Genomic DNA, 16,098 nt, shown 5'->3' with positions numbered 1-16,098 from the left:
CACCAAACAAAAAAACCTGCATTACGTAATGCAGGTTTTTTTTGTTGGCCTACTAGGACTCGAACCTAGAATGACTGAACCAAAATCAGTAGTGTTGCCAATTACACCATAGGCCAGTACCAATATTCAGCTGAACTTGATTCAGCTTTTGAGCGTGCAAATTTAAAACAAAGTTTTATTTCAACAAATATTTTGGGAAGATTACGAACTATTTTTCCATATCCTGCTGTTAAAGCTTTTCCAAAAATGGACAATCGTCTCTCCGATATTTACTAAATTCGCCCCAATCTGGTTAAGCACCATCCATTATGTTTGCAAAAGACTTCAAAAAATGGGACACCATCCTTGGGTGGGTTTCTTTCACCATAGCATTTATCGTTTATGCCCTAACCGTTGAACCCACTGGAAGTTTTTGGGACGCCGGGGAATACATTTCTACTTCAGCGAAACTACAAGTGGGACACCCTCCAGGGGCCCCATTGCTGCAAATGATCGGAGCCTTTTTTGCCATGTTCGCCTTTGGCGATACCTCTAAGATTGCACTGATGGTCAATGCGGTATCCATCGTATCCAGTGCCTTTACCGTACTGTTCATGTTTTGGACCATCACCAATTTGGTGAAAAAGATGGTAGCCAAAGGCAAACCCGTCACCAATAGCAAGGCCATTGCCATTTTGGGAAGTGGACTGGTAGGTGCCCTGGCCTTTACGTTTTCGGACAGTTTTTGGTTCAATGCCGTGGAAACCGAGGTGTATGCCATGGCCAGTTTGATCATGGCCCTACTACTTTGGCTGGGATTAAAATGGACCGACAACCTGGACGACCCAAGAGGGCATCGTTGGCTATTGCTTATCTGCTTTTTGATCGGATTAACCTTTGGAATCCAGTTCATGGGCTTTTTGGCCATTCCGTCCATAGGATTGCTCTATTATTTCAAAAAATACAAGCAGACCAACGCAAAGAACTTTCTTTTGGCCAATATTGCCGTTATCGGTGTTCTGATACTGGTCTATAAATTCTCGCTCACCTACGTGCTCAAGCTCTTTGGATGGAGCGAGGTCTTTTTTATCAACGAAGTGGGCCTACCGTTCAATTCCGGGACTATCATCATGGCCATCCTCTTTATTGCGGCCTTCTATTTTGCGCTCCGATATACGCGAAAACACCATTTCTACGCAGGAAATATCATTGTACTATGCCTTATGTTCATGTTCCTTGGTTTTTCCTCTTGGTTGATGTTGCCCATTCGCGCCAACGCCAAAACGGTGGTAAACGAAAACAATCCAGCAGATGCCAGGGCACTTTTGGCCTATTACAACCGGGAGCAATACCCCGGTGTGGAAAGTCCGTTTTATGGAGCCTACTACTCCGACACGTTTGCCCCTGCGGGCGAAGACAAGGATGAAAGCCCCAAATATGAGAAAGATCTTAAATTGGGCAAATATGTCATTGTAAACCATTACGAAAATGCCCTTCAAGGCCCCAATGAAAAGCATGTGGGCTTCTTGCCCAGGATGTGGAGCGATCAGCATGCCGAAAATTACATGCGCTATTTTGGTGCACTGGATTTCCGAATAAAGTCCGAATACATTTCCAACAATGACCTCCGCGAAGCGGTAGGCCAATTTAAAACGGCATATGGCCAGGGCGAACTGGATACCGAACAATACATTCGCTTTTTACGTGAATTTGGGGAGTATATTGAAGTGGAACCCCCAACTCTGGGCCAAAACCTGCGATACCTTTTTGAGTTCCAATTTGGGTATATGTACATGCGCTATTTTATGTGGAACTTCGTGGGCAAACAAAACGATGTTCAGGGTAGGTACGATGACAATGGGCATTGGCTCAGCGGCATTGGCTTTTTGGACAGTCTTCAATTGGGCAGCCAGGACAATCTCCCCAGCGAATGGAAGAACAACAAGGCGCGGAACACCTACTTCTTCCTTCCCCTGCTTTTGGGAATCATTGGCATTGTATTTCAGATTTCAAGGAATCCCAAGCATTTTTGGGTCTTGTTTGTGTTCTTCATGTTTACCGGACTGGCCATTCAGTTCTATACCAACCCTTATATTTTTCAACCTAGGGAACGGGACTATTCGCTCGTAGGATCTTTCTACATTTTTTGTATTTGGATAGGTTTGGGTGTGTATGGTCTGTTCGAGGAATTTAAAAAATTGCTGTCCGCCAAGATAGCGGCTCCTTTGATCACATCCCTGTGCCTATTGGGCGTACCCCTTTTGATGGCGGCGGAGAATTGGGACGATCATGACCGTTCGGGTCGATATACGGCACAATCCACGGCCAAGGCCTATTTGGATTCTTGTCAGGAAGATGCCGGGGCGATACTGTTCACCATTGGCGACAACGACACTTTCCCTTTATGGTATGTGCAGGAAATTGAGCAGTACCGAACCGATGTCCGAGTAGTGAACACCAGTCTTTTTGCCACCGATTGGTACATCGACCAGATGAAACGGAAAGCCTACGAAAGTGAGGCCATCCCTTCACAGCTCACCCATGATAAATACCGTTACGGATCCAGGGACGCCATCTACTACCAAAATGTCACCGATAGCCGTTGGAACATCAAGGATTTCATGAACTGGGTAGGAAGCGACAAACCCCAGACCAAGTATAGGCACATTATGGAAAGTCGGGGAGCGGATATCAGTCAATACCCCGCCAGCACATTGGACATTGTATATTATCCCACCAATAAAATCCGTATCCCGGTCAACAAAAAGAACGTTTTGGAAAGCGGACTTGTCAAGGAAAAGGATTCTGCCCTGATTTTGGATTATATTGATATAGACCTTCCGCAAAGTGCCCTTCCCAAGAACAGGATATTAATGTTGGACCTTATCGCCAACAACGACTGGAAACGTCCCATCTATTTTTCCGGGGGTAGCTTTGACAGTGCCGAATATATCTGGATGAAGGATTATCTTCAACTGGATGGCCTGGTGTACAAATTGGTACCCATCAAGACCAAGAGTCGAAATTCCTTTGAAATGGGACGTATTGACACCGACTTGATGTTTGACATCGTAAAGAAATGGGACTGGGGCAATTCGGGCAGTGATAAAATCTACCACGACCCACAAACCCGTTCGCAAGGCCTTTCGTTTAGGGGGAATCTGGCCCGATTGATGGAAACCTTAATTGCGGAAAACAAAATAGACAAGGCCCGCGAGGTCATTGAAATCGCCATGACCAATATGCCCGTGGACAAATATGGTTTCTATGCCTTTGTGGAGCCTTTTGTGGATGGATACTACAAAGTGGGTGACACCGACAAGGCAAGGGCCCTATTTGAAAAACTAAAAAAGATCTATCAAGAGCGATTGGAATACTATGCCGGGATTCCCTTGGATGAACAATATGGGAAAATGGATGATATCTTGGCCGATATGCAGGCCTACAGAAGGAACATTGATATCCTTATTGAAAACCAGGACAAGGAACTGGCCGAATCGGAAACTCTCATTTTTAATGAGTATATCGACAAGTTCTCCCAATTTGCAGGTGATGAAGAAGATGTTTTTGAGGAACCGACCCTGGAACCTAATCCAGACATGGAAGACTCCATTCCGTTGGATACCTTGAATCCTGTAGAAGATTCCACAGGATTGGAATGATCATAAAAAAAGCGAGGTTTAAACCTCGCTTTTTTTATTAAATATATTCGTTGAGTATGCCGATGAGCGTATTGGCATCTTGTTCGCCACTCTGTCGCCAGACCATCTCTCCTTTTTTGTAGATCATCAATGTGGGCAACCCCTTTATTCTAAGGGCCTGTGACAGTTCTTTGTTCTTGTCCACATCAATCTTGATTACTTTTCCTTTGTCGCCGAGGGCTGCCGCCACATCGCGCAAAACAGGATGCATGGAAGTGGATTGTTCGTTCCATTCTGCATAAAAGTCCAGTAGCACTGGAACCTTTAAATCTATGAGTTCACCAAATTTAGACATGTGTATTCTCTGGTTTACCAACCAAAAGTAAGAAAAATTGTTAAAGTTTTACATCAAGTCAAAGCTTTAGCCCGCTGACCTTCGTTAAATTCAAGTTAAACCTTTCTAAGCTGAAGTATCAAGAAAAGTTCTTAGCTATTCAAAAGTATAGAACCGCACCCAATCTATTTCCATTTCAACAGGCAATTCGGAGGGTTCCACCTCACCGACCCAACTACCTCCCAACTGCATATCCAAAAGCAAATAATGATCTCCATCCGCATAGGGAAATTGTTCCGGTTGGTCTGTATCAATCCTAGGATAGGCAAAGGTGCGTTTGTCGTTGACATAAAACACTACACTATCCTGATACTTTTCAACTGCATAGGTATTGAATCCATTTTTGTTGATGGGCGCGGTACCATAATGCTTTGGATTGTCTTTGATCTTTAAATCGATCGTATATATGGAATGGACTGTTTGGTAAACCGTGTCATCAAAATTAAGGTGCTCCATAATGTCGATCTCTCCACCACCAGGGTATTTCTTCCCTTGGCCCAATAGCCAAAATGCCGGCCAAGCCCCCGTGGCACTGTTCAATTTGGCTCGTATTTCCAGCCTCCCCAGACCAAACCCTACCTTGTCTTTGGTATACACCCCTCCCGTAAGGTATTTGGAAGTATCGCTAACAACGGCCATGTTGTTGATTCCCCTTAGCACCAATTTCCCATCCCGAAGGGCATAACAACTGTCATAATCACTCATATGGCGATTCCAGTCGGCTCCTCCCCTCGGGATCTTGGACCATCTCGTGGTATCCAAGGATTTTTGGTCAAAGTTCTCTTCCCAGACCAATTTGGCATTTTGGGATGGGCTGTACCTCAAAAATGACCCAAACAGTATAATTAGAAACAAAATGGTGGCAATCCTGAAAATCTTTAATGGCATTTCTTTTGGTTTAGAGATTGCCTAAAGATAACCCATCAATTCCTCAATCGGATGTTTGGATAATTCTATAAAAAATAAAGAATATTGTTTTAAAAAAAGCCTTTAGGATAATGCCTTTTTCTTCAAGGTGATAACAGAAATCTCGGGCCAAATACCAAAACGTCCGGGATAACCTATAAACCCAAAACCGCGGTTCACGTTGATAAACTGTCCCATTTCCTTGTACAGTCCTGCCCAATATTTATAACGCCATTTAACAGGACTCCACTTTATCCATCCGGGAATCTCCACACCAAACTGCATACCATGGGTGTGTCCACTTAAGGTCAAATGATAATGATAGTCATCGTGTAAGGCCACATCTTCCCAATGCGATGGGTCATGGCTCAACAATATTTTAAAATCGTCCCTATCCACACCCTCTTTGGCCAATTGGAGGTCTCCAGCCTTTTTAAAACCACCGCGCCCCCAGTTTTCCACACCCAATAGGGCTATTTTTTGGCCGTCCTTTTCCAAATAGCGGTTAGAATTCAGAATAAGATCAAAGCCCATTTCCTTTTGCATCACCTTAAGATCTTCCAAGTTTTGGGCTTTGGCCGCTTCGGATTCCCAAGAAGTGTAATCCCCATAATCATGGTTACCCAAGATGGAAAATTTCCCATCCTTGGCTTCCAAACGGGAGAAGACCTCTTTCCAAGGTTCCATTTCAGAAGTCTTGTCGTTCACCAAATCACCCGTAAAGAAAATCACGTCACTTTGCTGGGCATTGATCAGGTCTATACCATAGGCCACTTTCCTGAAATTATCAAAGCTCCCGCTGTGCACATCGGAAATCTGGGTGATCTGATATCCATCAAAAGCATCAGGAAGGTCATCGAACTCCACCTCGTATTTGAGTACCTGATAATTATACTTGCCCCGGTACATGCCATAGAGCATAGCTCCAAATGGAATAGAAGCCAATCCCAAGGCCAATCCACTGAGAAACTTTCTACGGGACGGAAAATGCCCTCCCTGTGAAGTCACTTCACCTACCACTTTATTGTAAGCAAAGGCCACTAACCGTACCACATCCTCAACCAAAAGGAAAAATCCAAGAACCAAGGCCAAAAGGAAAAACGCCAAGAAAATCCCCGCAGACATCGCTACAGCACCGCGAATTCCATCACCGGGCACATAGGTAATAATCTTGATGGCCACAAACAACAGCGCGCCAAAAAAAAGAATTCCATAGGCCCAATGCATCCATGGACTCTTAAACAACGTCCTGAACGCCTGAAAGCCATACATGGCGAAGACTATATAAAGAACTCCCAATAGGATAAAACGAGACATGCAATTTTTTTTACAAAATTATCGCTAAACTTCTAAAAAATAGGGTTTTTGGATTTATTTAACGGCTTGAACAATACGACGAACAACTGCCTCATTTGTTACCGCCACCTCATCCTCTGCTAAATGTTTGGAAGAATTCATGCTGATTTTCCCCTCAAGACCCACGGGGTTTCCAAAGGAAGTTCCGGAACAATGTATGGCGCTCAGCCCTATTGCTTTGAACAGAGGCGCATTCTGTGGGACCACCCCTCCCCCGGCCATGATGGTCATCGAGGTCTGTTGTTGCCATGCTTCAAGATGATTGATCCCTTTTTCGGCCGATGTCTCTCCTCCCGAGGTCAAAACGGTATCAACGCCCATGGCTTCCAATTTAGCCAAAGCCACAAGCGGATCGGGTATCCATTCAAAAGCACGATGAAATGTAAAATGTAGCGGTTTGGCCAAGGTGACCAGTTCACGGGTGCGTTCCACATCCAAGGTGCCATCTTTCAAAAGGACACCGGAAACTATACCCTGCACTCCCATTTTCTTGCATTGTTCAATATCTGCTTTCATCACCTCAAACTCAGCATCGGAATAGGTAAAATGGGCACTTCGGGGACGGATGAGCACATGAATAGGTATCTGTAGATTTTGTTTGACCATCTCAAGTAGACCGTGGGATGGGGTTACCCCACCAACCCCCAGTTCCGAACAAAGTTCAATACGGTCCGCCCCTGCTTTTTGGGCATTCAATGCCGATTCCAACGAATTGGCACAAACTTCTACAAGCATATTCCTATCTTTAAAAGCTAAAAATAAACAACCCTTCAATGCAAAGACGAAAATTCCTTAAAAATTCAAGCCTTACCACTGCAGGATTGCTGTCAGTTCCCGTATTGGCCTCATGTAAAGATGAAAATAAGACCCCCGAAACCGTTCCTCCCATCCAAGCCGTAAAACCTATTGCGGTATGCACCTGGAACTTCGGGAATGCCACCGAAAAAGCCTGGGAAGTATTGAACAGCGGAGGCTCCGCTTTGGATGCCGTGGAACAGGGTGTCATGATAGAAGAAGCCGATGTGACCAACGAAACGGTTGGAAAAGGGGGACGCCCAGATCGTGACGGCAATGTAACCTTGGATGCCTGTATCATGGACAAGGACGGCAATTGCGGTTCCGTGGTCTACCTCCAGAACATTGCACATCCCGTGTCCGTGGCCCGAAAAGTGATGGAGGAAACCCCCCATATTATCTTAGCGGGCAAGGGTGCCGAAAAGTTCGCCTACGAACAAGGTTTCAAAAAAGAGGATTTACTCACCGAAAGTACCCGGAAACAGTATCAGGAATGGCTCAAAACTTCAAAGTACGAGACCACCATCAACATAGAGAACCACGATACTATTGGCATGTTGGCCATTGATGCCAACGGGGACATTGCCGGGGCCTGTACCACCAGTGGAATGGCCTACAAGGTCGCTGGTCGTGTGGGGGACTCCCCCATTATCGGTGCCGGATTGTATGTGGACAACGAAGTGGGTGGTGCCACGGCCACCGGGGTTGGTGAAGAGGTGATCCGTACCGTGGGCAGCTTTTTGATCGTGGAATTGATGCGACAAGGCATGAGTCCCCAAGAGGCCTGTGAGGTGGGTGTAAAACGCATCATGAAGAAAAACGAGGGCCGCAAGGATTTCCAGATCGGGTTCCTGGCCATCAACAAAAATGGGGAAACGGGAGGCTATTGCGTACATCCCGGGTTTACCTATCGCGAATACAGTGAAAACGGCCACGAGAACAGGCAGGTGAGCAGTTTTTACTCCAAGACATAAGACCGCTGTGGTTTGGAAACAAGACCGCTGTGCTTCTAGATTTTAGAGCGCTTCGCTGTTAGATTTTTGGAACCAAGAAAGTTTGAATTGGACAATAAAATGCACAAATACCATTCTTCCTCCAGCTATTTTATTTTTGAAGCAATCTTTGCTTCGATAGCATGCATGGGAATTGGTTATGCCATTTTCTCCACATCTGAATCAACATTTATTAAAACCATTACCGTTGGATTCTCATTATTGGCCATTGTACTAATTGTTCTGTATATCAGAAATATTGTTTTTGATATTTTTTTCAATGAAAATGAAATATTGATTGAGTACCATTTGAAAAATCAAAAAATTAGATTGAACCATTCGGATTTGATTGGTATTGAATACATTTCAGCCCATAAACAGCCAGCCATGAACAGAATCAAGTTTAAAACTGAATCAGGTCTTAAATCCATAAAATTTCAAACTGTTGCATTTGATGATCAATTTGTTGAGTTTTTTAATTGGTTAAAGTCTAAAAATCCAAAAATCAAGGTTTCGGTATTTCCTTCGGATCATTGTTTAAATGAAAAACTGTTTGGTCCCAAATACAGAAAATATGTTAAAGAAACACTTTGATTAACTCTTGACTCCTAATTTTTTGTTCTTGAACTTATGACTTGAACTTGAAACTTAATATTTTAAACCGCAATTCGTACTTTTAAAAACTGCCTATTGCTAATTGATCACTGCATTATTGCTAATTGATTATTGCTTACTGAACATTGTTAATTGACCATTGAAAATAATATGTCCGAACAAAAACGACTTTTTCTACTTGACGCCTATGCCCTGATTTTTAGGGGCTATTACGCCCTCATCAAAAACCCGCGGATCAATTCCAAAGGGATGGACACCTCCGCCATCATGGGGTTTGTGAACTCCCTTTTTGATGTGATCAAACGCGAACAACCCGATCATTTGGCCGTGGCCTTTGACAAAGGTGGCAGTGTGGAGCGCACCGAACTTTTTGAGGATTACAAGGCCAACCGGGACGAGACCCCGGACGCCATTCGTATTGCGGTGCCCTACATTCAGGATATCCTCAAGGCCATGAAGATCCCGATTGTGGAATTGGAAGGATATGAGGCCGATGACCTTATCGGGACCATAGCCAAACAGGCCGAAAAGGAGAACTACAAGATCTTTATGGTGACCCCGGACAAGGATTTTGGACAATTGGTGAGCGAGAACATTTTTATGTACCGCCCGGCGCGAATGGGCAACGGCATAGAAATCTGGGGCATCCCCGAAGTACAAAAACGCTTCGGCGTGAAACGTCCGGAACAGGTGATCGATTATCTGGGAATGATGGGTGATGCCAGTGACAATATTCCCGGACTGCCCGGTGTGGGCGACAAGACCGCCAAGAAGTTTTTGGAAGACTTTGATTCCTTGGAAGGATTGTTGGCCAACACGGATAAGCTCAAGGGCAAAATGAAAGAAAAAGTGGAGGAAAACGCCGAACTCGGCCGTTTGTCTCGCCAATTGGCCGAAATCAAAATTGATTGTGATGTGCAGTTCCATGCCGAGGACTACGAAATGTGTCCACCCGATTCCGAAAAAGTACAGGAAATCTTCGAGGAGCTAGAGTTCCGCAGGTTGAAGGAACAGTTCATTAAAATATTCTCCGGGGAAGCTGAGCCCAGCGCTCCCGTGACCAGCACCGAAACCGCCAAACAGGAGGCCAAAGTGGCCGGAAGCGGTCAATTTACCCTTTTTGGGGGCGATCCCGCCGAGGCAGCGGCCACCATCAAGGACCATAGCGGCCGAAAGACCGTTGCCGATGTGCCTCATTTTTATCAGACCGTGCAACATGGATTGGGCATGGAACTGTTCTTGGAAATGCTCCTGAAACAGCCCACCGTCTGTTTTGATACGGAGACCACCTCCATCAACCCCTTGGAAGCCGAACTGGTGGGGATTGCCTTTAGCTGGTCGCCCGGCAAGGGATTTTACGTACCCTTTCCCGAAGGGAAAAACGATGCCATGCCCCTTATTGAAAAATTGCGCCCCTTCTTTGAATCGGAAAAGATTGAAAAGATGGGGCAAAACCTCAAGTACGACATCAAGGTGATGCAGAATTATGGCGTGGAGGTCAAGGGCAAGCTGTTCGATACCATGTTGGCCCACTACCTCATCAACCCCGATATGCGACACAACATGGACGTACTGGCAGAGACCTACCTCAACTACACGCCCGTTTCCATTACCGAGCTCATCGGCAAAAAGGGCAAGAACCAGCTCAGCATGCGACAGGTGCCTTTGGAAAAACAAACGGAATATGCCGTGGAGGATGCCGACATCACCTTTCAATTGGGGCTGCACTTTGCCCCGGAACTCAAAGAGGCCCAAACGGACAAACTGTTCGAGGACATTGAAGTACCTCTGCTCCGCGTCTTGGCCGATATGGAACGGGAAGGCATCAATCTGGATGAGGACTATTTGAAAGACCTCTCCACTGCCCTTGAAACGGACATTGCAGAACTGGAAAAGAACATCTACGAGCAGGCTGGGGAGCAATTCAACATTGCCTCTCCCAAACAGTTGGGCGACATCCTTTTTGACAAGCTGAAACTGGTGGACAAGCCCAAAAAGACCAAAACGGGACAGTACTCCACTGCGGAGGACGTGCTCTCCTATCTGGCCAAGGACCATGAGATCATCCAAAATGTGTTGGACTACCGCGGACTGGCCAAACTCAAAAGCACCTATGTGGACGCCCTGCCCAACGAGGTTCAGAAAGAAACGGGGCGCGTACACACGGACTATATGCAGACCGTGGCCGCAACAGGGCGTTTGAGCAGCAATAACCCCAACCTGCAGAACATTCCCATCCGTACCGAACGGGGAAGGCAGGTGCGCAAGGCCTTTATCCCACGGGATGAAAACTACGTGCTGCTCGCCGCGGATTACTCCCAGATAGAGTTGCGTATCATCGCGGCCTTGAGCGAGGAAGACACCATGATCTCCGCCTTTAAACACGGAGAGGACATCCATGCCTCCACGGCATCCAAGGTATTCAATGTGCCGATTGGGGAAGTGACCCGCGAACAGCGTAGCAATGCCAAAACGGTGAACTTTGGGATCATTTATGGGGTATCGGCCTTTGGGTTGAGCAACCAAACGGACCTGAGCCGTACCGAGGCCAAGGACCTCATAGACACCTATTACAAGACCTATCCCAAACTGCGCAACTACATCAGTGAGCAGATAGATTTTGCCCGTGACCACGGCTATGTGCAGACCATTTTGGGCCGAAGACGCTATTTAAAGGACATCAACGCCGGGAACCAGGTGGTGCGTGGTGCCGCGGAGCGAAATGCCGTGAACGCGCCCATTCAGGGGAGTGCGGCGGACATCATCAAAATCGCCATGATCAACATCCACAAAAAGCTTTCCGAAGGAAAGTACAGGACCAAGATGTTGTTGCAGGTGCACGATGAATTGGTGTTCGATTGCTACAAACCCGAACTGGAGGAGATGAAAAAACTCATTAAGGCCGAAATGGAAAATGCCTATACCCTCTCCGTACCCTTGGATGTGGAAGTGGGTGTGGGCGAGAACTGGTTGGAGGCGCATTGATTTATCTTGCATCTAAAAACACTTTAAATCAACATGTACAATTGTTTCATCCTATATTAAAATACGCCCTTGGATTTGATAGAGTTTCAAAACAGTGTGAGAAAAGTTGAACAAATCCTTGAGAACACAATTGAATGTGAAACAAACTGGATTGAACCTTATTGGTTCCACATCGAACCTAAGAATAAAGAACACTCCTCAATTTCGATTAGGTATGAATTCAATGAAGTTAGAGTCGGAATTGATGCTGTTGATGAATGTTTTTCGGACAAATTTGAAGAAGGCAGGACTCATAGTGATGGGATAAATCGATTCAAGGAAGTTTTACACTCAAGAATAAAAAGACAAAAATATTACAAGGGGAGCTTTCACTATAGAACTGATTATTTTGTTGAAAGAAATGGCACGTTTGAAAGTTTTGCCACAATGTTACTTTGGGCATTTCCATTTTGGAAAAAAACTAGAATTGATGAATTTATTCAAAATCCAATATTGACAAACCCATAACCTCTCAAAACCCAAATCCTATAAAATGCTATCTTTAGAACATGGACGTTGTATTCCTTCTCGTTTTGATATTTCTGGTACCCGGAATCCTCTGGTACATCAGTATGGCATTACTTTCAAATTGGAAATACTTTAAATTGTTCTTTGTCCTGAATGTAATTTTGGTCGTTGGCTATTCCCTATATCTGATCTATGCCGATCTTCCTTTCATTGGCCACGACGAATATGGAATCCAGAGATTATTGTACGTTATTTTTGTTCCGATCATACATATTGTATTTATCTTTTTACTGGCATTTTTCATCAAATGGAGATGTAAAAAACTAGAATTCAAATAAAGATTATATTAGCCCCCAACCTCCCAAAACCCAAATCCTACAAAATGAACGGTATTTTAGAAATAGGTGTCAATTGGAGAAAAATCATCCCTTATATACTGGATGCCATTCTAGAAATAGGCCTTGGAATCACATTTCTGGCTTCACATGGAGAAGATGCTTTTTTCTTATGGGCAGGGGCATTTTTAATGGTATTTGGGGTAGTCCAACTCATCCGAAAAGTAAAAACATTCCATCTTTCAAAATCAAATCTGGTAATCAAAAGACCATTGATGCCTTTTAAGTTTGCCGAGATGAGTTTCAAACTTGAAAAAATCAACAACATTGAACTAAAAAAGGTTGTTCGTGCAGGACCGTTTATCAAAATCACCGGAGAAAAGAATGGCGGCTTTATGCTTGCGATGGACAAAAAGACCATTGATTTACTTGAAAAAGAACTTAAACTATTAAATTTAAAGGTAACTAGAGAAAACATCTAAAAAACAACCATTGGATTACCCCCAACCTCCCCAAACCCAAATCCTACAAAATGCTATCTTTAGAACATGGACATTAAACTCACCAAAGCCGAAAAGATCAAAATCCTCAACGCTTTCGATATTTATGGCATCATGCAGCGCATTCTGTTGCGTGAGGACAAGATAGACCAGGACCGCGAGCACTTTTGGGTGATCGGGCTGGCCAACAACAACCGCATCCTCTTTATAGAGCTGATCAGTCTGGGCACGGTGAACCGTGCCCTGGCCGAACCCATGGAGGTCTTTAGCCTGGCGCTCCAGAAAAGGGCCGTAAAGATCGTCCTGTGCCACAACCACCCATCTGGCGAGTTGGTGCCCACCGAGGTGGACAAGGACATTACAGACCGCCTTATACAAGTGGGCATTATTGTGAACACCGAGGTGCTGGACCACTTGATCATTACCACCGAGAGCTACGTAAGCTTCAAGAACATGGGGCTTATGGAAGAACTGGCCGAAAGCACCCAGTACGTGCCCAACTACGTGCTCAAGGAACGCTACAAAAAAGAGGCCGCCGCCATGGCCCAACGAAAACGGGAAATTGAGATTGCCCGGCAACTTAAAGCCAACGGTGTGGATGTGGAAACCATTGCCAACTCCACCGGCCTTACCGTGGACGAGGTGAAAAAGTTGCGGGGGAAGCGGAAATAAATCCAAAATGGTTATCTTGAACATTTTTGTCCTTTAAAAACAGAAGTTACTCAACCTTAGCCCAATGAAACCGATTTTCCTATCCCTCCTTATTGCCTTTACTTTTTTTTCCTGTTCCAAAGACAGTTCCGATCCCATAGAAAATGAGACCCCGATCGCCCTTCCCACGCTCACTACTTTAGCGGTCTCCGAAATTGATGGGGAAACCGCCAGCAGTGGGGGCAACGTCACCGATGATGGTGGTGCCACGATTACGGCAAGGGGCGTTTGCTGGAGTACTTCGACCAACCCTACCGTAGCGGACAGCAAGACCACCGATGGTACAGGGACAGGAAATTTTGCCAGTGCCTTGACCCATTTATCAGGAAAAACCGAATACCACCTAAGGGCCTATGCCACCAACAGCAAGGGAACCGCATATGGCAACGAAGTGATCTTCACCACGGATGTTGGCTTGCCCACACTTACCACTTTGGCGGTTTCGGAAATTGGTGAAGAAACGGCTAGCAGTGGGGGGAACATCACCAATGACGGTGGTGCCGAGATTACGGTAAGAGGCATTTGCTGGAGCACTTCTCCCAACCCAGTCATAGGATCGGGCGGCAGGACCCTAGACGGTACGGGAACAGGTACTTATACCAGCGCCTTGACCTATTTAACGGCAAACACCAAATACTACCTAAGGGCCTATGCGGCAAACAGCTTTGGAGTTGCTTATGGCAACGAAGTGACCTTCACGTCCCAAGATTTCCCTGCCCTCACATATGAAGGGTATATAGATTTGACCTCCCAAGAGGAGGTTGATGCTTTTGGCAGCCATGGATACAAGAGAATTACTGGGCGCTTACGAATCTCCGCCATTGATGACAATATCATCAATAGTTTAGAGCCCTTAAAGGACCTTACTACAGTGGATGGAGAGGTTTGGGTCGGCCCTACCCATCTAGAAAGTTTTGAAGGTCTGGAAAACTTGACCACGATAGGCGATAACGTCACTATTATGTACAATGACTATTTGACCACACTAAAAGGACTTGATGGTCTACAAGAAATTTTAGGCTACTTGGATATAGACACAAACCCTTCCTTAAAAAATTTAGATGGTCTGGAAAATCTAACCAAAGTAGATAGGTGGCTCGGAGTAGATAACAATGAAACCTTGGAGAATATTGACGGCCTTTCCGGGTTGGTATCTACCAGATATGGTCTTTATGTTCAAAAGAATCCTGTGTTGATGAATGTCAATGGGCTTTCCAGCGTGACTTCCATTGGTGAAAATTTGACAATAATAGACAATACATCCCTGACCAACCTTGATGGATTGAGCAATCTCGAGACATTAGGATCCATCACAATCCAAAGAAATAATAATCTGACAAATATCAATGGACTAAGCAAGGTCAATGGAATCATATTTTACGGAGGGATCAGAATTGAGTATAATAGTTCATTGACGGACCTTGAGGGGCTAACCAATTTTGAGCTAATAAAGGGAAATGTTAGTATTGTCGGGAACCCTTCATTGGCCAGCCTAAACGGACTTAGAAATGTTCTTGGGATTAATGGCAGAATGCTGATCTCTGAAAATTCTGCATTGACCAGTCTTGATGGCCTTAACAATATAGAACTAGTTGATTACAACTTACAAATCACTGAGAATGCCTCTTTAGTGAATATAGATGCATTGGGAGCTTTGACCACCCTTAATGGGGATCTTCGAGTGAACGGCAATACCAGTTTAACTGATTTTTGTGGGTTAAAGCCTTTGATCGACAATGGATTTTCCAACTCTTTTGAGATAATGGGCAATGCGTTCAATCCAACCCAGCAAAACATTTCGGAAGGTAACTGTAGTCCGTAGGATCATTCTTTTGATCATTTGTCACTTATCATCCAATGGATGCTAGGAATACAGCTTGACCGTAAAATCGTTTGCTGTCATATGGAAACACAAAACATTGAACTCCTCTATTTTACCGGTAAAACCTGTGGGGTCTGTAAAGTGCTAAAACCAAAGTTGCTGGAGGCTATTCAAGAAAATTTTCCCAAGGTGGCCATTCGTGTGGTGGATGTGGAGGAGGAAGTGGAGTTTACCGGGCAATCCATGGTCTTCACGCTGCCGGTGGTAATACTCAAGGCAGACAACAAAGAAATGTACCGCTTTGCCCGCAGTTTTTCAGTGTATGAAGTCTTGCAAAAACTCAAGCGATTGAGTGGGGAATAGGTTTTTTTACCCTGAAAAAAACTACGCGGTTACACCCCTAAAATTTCCATCAACGGATTTGACCATTCATACCTATACCCCAAAATATATCAGGTATAAAACAGAGCCATACAACTAAAGGAGAAACCCCAAGAAACCATACCTTTGCATGGTGCCAAAAAAACCTGTTGGAAACCGTCCAAATGGGTATTAATGTC

At 44.9% G+C, this 16,098-nt stretch carries 13 protein-coding genes and 1 tRNA gene; 9 read left to right on the top strand and 5 right to left on the bottom strand.

Going from position 1 to position 16,098, the window contains the following annotated elements; all coding sequences use genetic code 11:
• Window positions 1-44: 44 nt before the first annotated feature.
• Window positions 45-116 (bottom strand) — tRNA-Gln (locus tag F8C76_RS15265).
• Between the two features lie 192 nt (window positions 117-308).
• Here F8C76_RS15265 and F8C76_RS15260 point away from each other — a divergent pair.
• Window positions 309-3,641 (top strand): glycosyltransferase family 117 protein, encoded by a 3,333-nt coding sequence (locus F8C76_RS15260; RefSeq protein WP_152132518.1) that lies wholly within the window; start codon window positions 309-311, stop codon window positions 3,639-3,641.
• Window positions 3,642-3,678: 37 nt separating this feature from the next.
• On the opposite strand, the gene F8C76_RS15255 is transcribed toward F8C76_RS15260, so the two are convergent.
• From F8C76_RS15255 to F8C76_RS15240, 4 genes are all read right to left on the bottom strand, one after another.
• Window positions 3,679-3,975: a thioredoxin family protein gene (locus F8C76_RS15255; RefSeq protein WP_036382448.1), complete on the bottom strand. Its 297-nt coding sequence runs from the start codon at window positions 3,973-3,975 to the stop codon at window positions 3,679-3,681.
• Window positions 3,976-4,110: 135 nt separating this feature from the next.
• On the bottom strand, window positions 4,111-4,902 hold the full coding sequence (locus F8C76_RS15250; protein ID WP_152132517.1) for a glycoside hydrolase family 16 protein: 792 nt from the start codon (window positions 4,900-4,902) through the stop codon (window positions 4,111-4,113).
• A gap of 102 nt (window positions 4,903-5,004) precedes the next feature.
• Complete coding sequence (locus F8C76_RS15245; protein ID WP_152132516.1) at window positions 5,005-6,237, bottom strand: metallophosphoesterase; 1,233 nt, start codon at window positions 6,235-6,237, stop codon at window positions 5,005-5,007.
• Between the two features lie 54 nt (window positions 6,238-6,291).
• On the bottom strand, window positions 6,292-7,011 hold the full coding sequence (locus F8C76_RS15240) for a copper homeostasis protein CutC (RefSeq protein ID WP_152132515.1): 720 nt from the start codon (window positions 7,009-7,011) through the stop codon (window positions 6,292-6,294).
• Between the two features lie 38 nt (window positions 7,012-7,049).
• On the opposite strand from F8C76_RS15240, the gene F8C76_RS15235 reads away from it, so the two are divergent.
• The 8 genes from F8C76_RS15235 (at window position 7,050) to F8C76_RS15200 (ending at window position 15,901) form a co-directional block, all read left to right on the top strand.
• Window positions 7,050-8,045 carry an isoaspartyl peptidase/L-asparaginase family protein gene (locus F8C76_RS15235; protein ID WP_152132514.1) on the top strand — a complete coding sequence of 332 codons (996 nt, stop codon included), beginning with the start codon at window positions 7,050-7,052 and terminating at the stop codon, window positions 8,043-8,045.
• Window positions 8,046-8,144: 99 nt separating this feature from the next.
• Entirely contained in the window at window positions 8,145-8,657 is a 513-nt protein-coding gene (locus F8C76_RS15230) for a hypothetical protein (RefSeq protein WP_152132513.1), read from the top strand.
• 171 nt (window positions 8,658-8,828) lie between these two features.
• Window positions 8,829-11,663: a DNA polymerase I gene (polA, locus tag F8C76_RS15225; protein WP_152132512.1), complete on the top strand. Its 2,835-nt coding sequence runs from the start codon at window positions 8,829-8,831 to the stop codon at window positions 11,661-11,663.
• A gap of 69 nt (window positions 11,664-11,732) precedes the next feature.
• A complete protein-coding gene (locus F8C76_RS15220) occupies window positions 11,733-12,170 on the top strand; it encodes a hypothetical protein (protein WP_152132511.1) in 438 nt (145 codons plus the stop codon).
• A 382-nt stretch (window positions 12,171-12,552) separates the two neighbouring features.
• Window positions 12,553-12,987 (top strand): hypothetical protein, encoded by a 435-nt coding sequence (locus F8C76_RS15215; RefSeq protein ID WP_152132510.1) that lies wholly within the window; start codon window positions 12,553-12,555, stop codon window positions 12,985-12,987.
• A 66-nt stretch (window positions 12,988-13,053) separates the two neighbouring features.
• Entirely contained in the window at window positions 13,054-13,677 is a 624-nt protein-coding gene (locus F8C76_RS15210; RefSeq protein WP_152132509.1) for a JAB domain-containing protein, read from the top strand.
• A gap of 64 nt (window positions 13,678-13,741) precedes the next feature.
• Complete coding sequence (locus F8C76_RS15205; RefSeq protein WP_152132508.1) at window positions 13,742-15,538, top strand: leucine-rich repeat domain-containing protein; 1,797 nt, start codon at window positions 13,742-13,744, stop codon at window positions 15,536-15,538.
• Window positions 15,539-15,619: 81 nt separating this feature from the next.
• Window positions 15,620-15,901, top strand: a complete 282-nt coding sequence (locus tag F8C76_RS15200) for a thioredoxin domain-containing protein (protein ID WP_152132507.1) — start codon at window positions 15,620-15,622, stop codon at window positions 15,899-15,901.
• Window positions 15,902-16,098 lie beyond the last annotated feature (197 nt).

Origin of the sequence: Flagellimonas olearia (genome assembly GCF_009184425.1) — a bacterium.
Taxonomy (GTDB): Bacteria; Bacteroidota; Bacteroidia; order Flavobacteriales; family Flavobacteriaceae; genus Flagellimonas; species Flagellimonas olearia.
This window is presented reverse-complemented; position numbering and strand designations above follow the sequence as displayed.

What these genes read in the sequence shown, in the direction of transcription:
- F8C76_RS15260 (WP_152132518.1), top strand. Translation starts at nt 309, where the DNA reads ATGTTTGCAAAAGACTTCAAAAAATGGGACACCATCCTTGGGTGGGTT.
- F8C76_RS15255 (WP_036382448.1), bottom strand. Translation starts at nt 3,975, where the DNA reads ATGTCTAAATTTGGTGAACTCATAGATTTAAAGGTTCCAGTGCTACTG.
- F8C76_RS15250 (WP_152132517.1), bottom strand. Translation starts at nt 4,902, where the DNA reads ATGCCATTAAAGATTTTCAGGATTGCCACCATTTTGTTTCTAATTATA.
- F8C76_RS15245 (WP_152132516.1), bottom strand. Translation starts at nt 6,237, where the DNA reads ATGTCTCGTTTTATCCTATTGGGAGTTCTTTATATAGTCTTCGCCATG.
- F8C76_RS15240 (WP_152132515.1), bottom strand. Translation starts at nt 7,011, where the DNA reads ATGCTTGTAGAAGTTTGTGCCAATTCGTTGGAATCGGCATTGAATGCC.
- F8C76_RS15235 (WP_152132514.1), top strand. Translation starts at nt 7,050, where the DNA reads ATGCAAAGACGAAAATTCCTTAAAAATTCAAGCCTTACCACTGCAGGA.
- F8C76_RS15230 (WP_152132513.1), top strand. Translation starts at nt 8,145, where the DNA reads ATGCACAAATACCATTCTTCCTCCAGCTATTTTATTTTTGAAGCAATC.
- polA (WP_152132512.1), top strand. Translation starts at nt 8,829, where the DNA reads ATGTCCGAACAAAAACGACTTTTTCTACTTGACGCCTATGCCCTGATT.
- F8C76_RS15215 (WP_152132510.1), top strand. Translation starts at nt 12,553, where the DNA reads ATGAACGGTATTTTAGAAATAGGTGTCAATTGGAGAAAAATCATCCCT.
- F8C76_RS15210 (WP_152132509.1), top strand. Translation starts at nt 13,054, where the DNA reads ATGGACATTAAACTCACCAAAGCCGAAAAGATCAAAATCCTCAACGCT.
- F8C76_RS15205 (WP_152132508.1), top strand. Translation starts at nt 13,742, where the DNA reads ATGAAACCGATTTTCCTATCCCTCCTTATTGCCTTTACTTTTTTTTCC.
- F8C76_RS15200 (WP_152132507.1), top strand. Translation starts at nt 15,620, where the DNA reads ATGGAAACACAAAACATTGAACTCCTCTATTTTACCGGTAAAACCTGT.